The sequence below is a fragment of the Streptomyces sp. NPDC030222 genome (assembly GCF_055573115.1).
Window position 1 is genome coordinate 1 of the sequence record NZ_JBVICA010000053.1, and the last position, 5,158, is coordinate 5,158.

Annotated in this window: 2 protein-coding genes; both read right to left on the reverse strand. The window is 74.0% G+C overall.

The features are described from left to right. A partial coding sequence (locus ACZ4Z5_RS33145; protein WP_468269962.1) for a type I polyketide synthase occupies positions 1-1,476 on the reverse strand: 1,476 nt, incomplete at its 3' end. A gap of 106 nt (positions 1,477-1,582) precedes the next feature. Continuing rightward, positions 1,583-5,158: type I polyketide synthase (locus tag ACZ4Z5_RS33150; protein WP_468269960.1), on the reverse strand; the 3,576-nt coding region annotated here is incomplete at its 5' end.

The following is a 5,158-nucleotide window of genomic DNA, read 5'->3' on the forward strand; positions in this document are numbered from 1 at the left end:
CTCCGCCTGCGCCCGCAACGCCCCCGCACTCCTGCCCGACAGCACCCACGGCACCACCGGCAAACCCGACCGAGACCCACCCTCAACCGGCTCCGGCGCCTGCTCCACGATCACATGCGCATTCGTCCCGCTGAACCCGAACGACGACACACCCGCACGACGCGGGGCACCGGTCTGCGGCCAGGCGACCGTCTCACCGACCAGGGAGACGGCGCCCGCCTCCCAGTCCACGTGCGGGGTCGGCTCGTCGAGGTGGAGGGTCTTCGGCACGACGCCGTGCCGCATCGCCTGGACCATCTTGATGATGCTCGCGACGCCGGCGGCGGCCTGCGTGTGACCGATGTTGGACTTGATGGAGCCGAGCAGCAGCGGACGGTCGGTGGGCCGGTCCTGACCGTACGTCGCCAGCAGCGCCTGCGCCTCGATCGGGTCACCAAGCGTCGTACCCGTGCCGTGGGCCTCGACCACGTCCACGTCGGCGGCCGAGAGGCGGGCGTTGGTGAGTGCCTGGTGGATGACGCGCTGCTGAGACGGGCCGTTCGGGGCCGTGAGGCCGTTGCTCGCACCGTCCTGGTTGATCGCGGAACCCCGGATGACGGCGAGCACCGGGCGCCCGTTGCGCTGCGCGTCCGACAGGCGCTCCACGAGCAGCATGCCGACGCCCTCGCCCCATCCGGTGCCGTCGGCGGCTGCCGCGAAGGGCTTGCAGCGTCCGTCGGGGGCCAGCCCGCGCTGACGGCTGAACTCGGTGAAGGTGGCCGGGGTCGCCATCACGGTGACACCGCCGGCGAGGGCCATGGAGCACTCCCCCGCCCGCAGCGCCTGCACCGCCAGGTGCAGGGTGACCAGGGAGGACGAGCACGCGGTGTCGACGGTGACGGCCGGGCCCTCGAGGCCGAAGGTGTACGCCACGCGGCCGGAGGCGATGCTTCCGGAGCTGCCGGTGCCGAGGAAGCCCTCGACTCCTTCGGGAACGGAGTCCAGGCGGGCGGTGTAGTCGTGGTACATCACGCCGGCGAAGACGGCCGTCCGGCTGCCGCGCATCGAGGTCGGGTCGATACCGGCCCGTTCGAACGCCTCCCACGAGGTCTCCAGCAGCAGCCGCTGCTGCGGATCCATCGCCAGAGCCTCGCGCGGCGAGATCCCGAAGGGGGCGGGGTCGAACCGGGCGGCGTCGTAGAGGAAGCCGCCCTCGCCGACGTAGCTGGATCCGGCGCTGTCGGGGTCGGCGTCGTAGAGCGTCTCCACGTCCCAGCCGCGGTCGGCCGGGAATCCGGAGATCGCGTCCCGGCCGTCGGCGACGAGCCGCCAAAGGTCCTCGGGGGTGCGGACACCGCCCGGGTAGCGGCAGCTCATCGCGACGATCGCGATGGGTTCCTGGTTCTGCTCCTCGACCTCGCGCAACCGCCTGCGGGCCTGGCGCAGATCGGCGGTCGCCCGCTTGAGGTAGTCGCGAAGCTTGTCCTCGTTCACCATGTGCGTGGGCTCCATGCCAGAGAGGCGGTCGTACGGGTCTGTCCGTGGTGGTGGTCGGGGCGCCGGGCGGGGCGGGGGGATGCCCCGCCCGGCGGGCTCAAGGTGCTCAGGAAGCGCCGAGTTCGTCGTCGAGCAGGTCGAAAAGCTCGTCGTCGGTGACCGTGTCGAGGTCGTCGTCCGTGTCCTGAACGGTGCTGGTGGTACGTCCGGTGTCCTGGCCGGCGTGCCACTTGGCCACGAGGGCCTGGAGGCGCATCGTGATGCGCGAGCGGGTGACGCTGTCCGCGTCCGCCGCCTCCGCCGCGCCCAACGCGGCTTCCAGACGGTCGAGTTCACCGAAAACGGTGGGCCCGTCGGCGCCGAGGGGCAGTGCGGAGTGCAGGTATCCGCCGAGTTGCTCGGGGGTCGGGTAGTCGAAGACGAGCGTGGCCGGGAGCCGGAGCCCGGTGGCCGCGCCGAGCCGGTTGCGCAGCTCGACCGCCGTCAGCGAGTCGAAGCCGAGTTCCTTGAACGCGCTGACCGGTTCGATGGCTGCCGCATCGCTGTGACCCAGCACCTGGGCGACGTGCGTGCGGACCGTGTCGAGCAGCACCCGGTCCCGTTCTGCGGGCGGCAGTTGGGCCAGCCGCTCCGCCAGCGATCCCGGGGCGTCCGCTGTCGCGCCGCCGCTCGCCCTCCGTCGTACGGGCGTACGCAGCAGGCCGCGCAGCAGGGGTGTGACGAAGTCGTCCACCTGGGCCTGGAGTGCGGCCAGATCGAGCCGGACGGGCACGAGCAGGCTCGCGGTCCCCTGCGGCCCGGCGGTGTCGGTCCCGTCGGCGTTCGCAGCCGTGCCGTCTCCGCCGTCGCCGCCTTCTCCGCCGTCCTGCCCGGGCGTGGACGCCCGCAGGGCCGCGTCGAAGAGGGCCAGCCCGTCGGCTGCCGACAGAGCGTTCATGCTGCCGCGGCCGAGTCGCTGCCGGTCCTGGTCGTCGAGGGTCGCGGCCATGCCTGCTTCGTCGTCCCACAGGCCCCAGGCGAGCGAGAGACCCGCCAGGCCCTGTGCCCGGCGGTGCTGGGCGAGTGCGTCGAGGAACGCGTTACCCGCCGCATAGTTGGCCTGTCCTGCGTTGCCGAACACGCCGGCCGCCGAGGAGAACAGTACGAACGCCGACAGGTCGAGGTCCCGGGTCAGTTCGTGCAGGTTCCATGCCGCGTCGGCCTTGGGCCGCAGCACCTTCGCGACCCGCTCGGGGGTGAGCGAGGTGACCGTTCCGTCGTCGAGCACCCCGGCGGTGTGCACGACCGCGGTCAGCGGGTGTTCGGCCGGGACGGAATCCAGCAGCGCGGCCAAGGCGTCCCGGTCGGCCGTGTCGCAGGCCGCCCAGGTGATCCGGGCACCCGCCTCGGTGAGCGCGTCGGCGAGTTCGGGGGCGCCCGCTGCCGCGGCGCCGCGGCGGCTGGTGAGCAGCAGGTGCCGCACACCGTGCTCGGCGACGAGGTGCCGCGCGAGCAGGCCGCCCAGGGTGCCGGTGGCCCCGGTGATCAGGACCGTGCCCTGGGGGTCCGGGCCGTGGCCGGCGGGTGTGCCGGCCGCGGGCGGGGCGGGCGGGGCGAGCGCCGCGCGGGTCAGACGGGGTGCTCGTGCGGTTCCGTCGCGCAGGGCGAGCTGGGTCTCGTCGGTGGCGAGCGCGGCGGGCAGGGCCCGGTGGGAGGCGTCCTGGCCGTCGAGGTCGATCAGCACGAACCGGCCAGGGTGCTCTGCCTGGGCGGAGCGCACCAGGCCCCAGACCGCGGCGTGCGCCAAGTCCGCCACGTCCTCGTCGGGGTCCGTGGCGACGGCGCCGCGGGTGACGACCACGAGCCGGGACGCGGCGAAGCGTTCGTCCGCCAGCCACCCCTGGACCAGCTCCAGGGCGTTGCCGGTCGCGGCGTGCGCGGCCGAGGCCACGGCAGATGTCGCCACCGCGTCTGTGTCGGTACGCCGGCCCGATGTCGTCGCGAGGGCGGGGGCCAGGGACACGAGGACCGTCTCCGGTGCCGGCTCCCCCAGGGCCTCGGCCATGTCGAACGCCTCGCCCAGTGCGCCCAGGTCGGGGTGGGTGGATCCGGCCGGGTCGCCGAGGACTCCGGCCCGTTCCAGGCCCGCGCCCGCCTTGAGCGGGTCCGCTCCGAGCAGCGCCCAGCGGTCGGCGGATTCCGGCCGCGCCTCGGGCAGCGACAGGGCGGTCCAGTCGATCCCGAACAGCGCCTCGCGGACGAGTCCGGCGCCGGGTCCGGCGGGGGCGATGCCTTCGGTGGCGAAGGGGCGCAGCACGAGCGAGTCGACGGTCAGGACGGGCTGCCCCGTCCCGTCCCACAGCGTCAGCGCCACTGCGTCCCGGCCTGCCGGTGCCATCCGTACGCGCAGCGCGGCGGCGCCGGCGGTGTGCAGTCGTACACCGGCCCACGAGAAGGGCAGCCGCGCACCCTCGGGGCCATCGGGGAAGAACTCCCCGAGCCCGACGGCGTGCAGGGCGGCGTCGAGCAGCGCCGGGTGGAGTCCGTACAGGGCGCCTTCCGGCACGCGGTCCTCGTCCAGTGCGATCTCGGCGAACACCTCGTCCCCGAGCCGGTGGGCCCGGCGCAGATTACGGAAGGCGGGGCCGTAGCCGAGTCCGATGGCGTCGAAGCCGGGATACAGGTCGTCCACGGCGCACTCGACGGCGCCGGCCGGCGGCCACTCCCCCAGGACCTGGGGGGCGGTGTCCGATGTGTCGGCTGCCAGGACGCCGTCGGCGTGACGTATCCACGGCTCGTCGGGGGCGGCCTGCTCGGGGCGCGAGTAGACCTGGAAGGCCCGGCGCCCGCTCGCATCCGGCTCGGCCACAGCAAGCCGCAGCTGCATCCCGCCCGTCTCGGGCAGGACGAGCGGTGCCTCAAGGGTCAGGTCGTCCAGCCGGCCGCAGCCGACGTGGTCGCCCGACCGGACGGCGAGTTCCACCAGCGCTGCGCCCGGCACCAGCACGGTGCCGGCGACCCGGTGGTCCGCCAGCCAGGGGTGGGTGCGCAGGGAGAGGCGCCCGGTGAAGAGGAGCCCGTCCGAGTCGGGCAGGTCGACCGCCGCGCCGAGGAGCGGGTGCTCGGTCGCGCCGATACCGGCGGAGACGACGTCGCCCGCCAGGGCGTGGGCGGGCGCCTCCAGCCAGTACCTCTGCCGCTGGAAGGCGTAGGTGGGCAGGTCCGCGCGGCGGGCGCCGGTGCCGGCGTAGTACGCCTCCCAGTCGACGCCGATCCCCCGCAGATGCGCCTGGGCGAGGGCCGAGCCGAGGGTGGCGTCCTCGGGACGGTCCGTGCGCAGGACGGGGAGGAAGGCCGCCTCGTCGCGGGTGACGCAGTCCTGCGCGAGAGCGGAGAGCACGCCGTCGGGTCCGAGTTCGAGATGCGTCGTCACGCCGGCGGCTTCGAGGGCACGGATGCCGTCGAGGAAGCGGACTGCCTCCCGGACGTGCCGGACCCAGAAGTCTGCCGACGTCATCTCGTCGGTGACCAGGGCGCCGGTCAGGCTGGAGACGACCGGGATGCGCGGGGTGCCGTACGTCAGCCCCTGCGCGACCTCACCGAAGGCGTCCAGCATGCCGTCCATGCGCGGCGAGTGGAACGCGTGGCTGACGGCAAGGCGCTTGGTCTTGCGGCCCGGGAACGACCCCACGATCGCGACCGC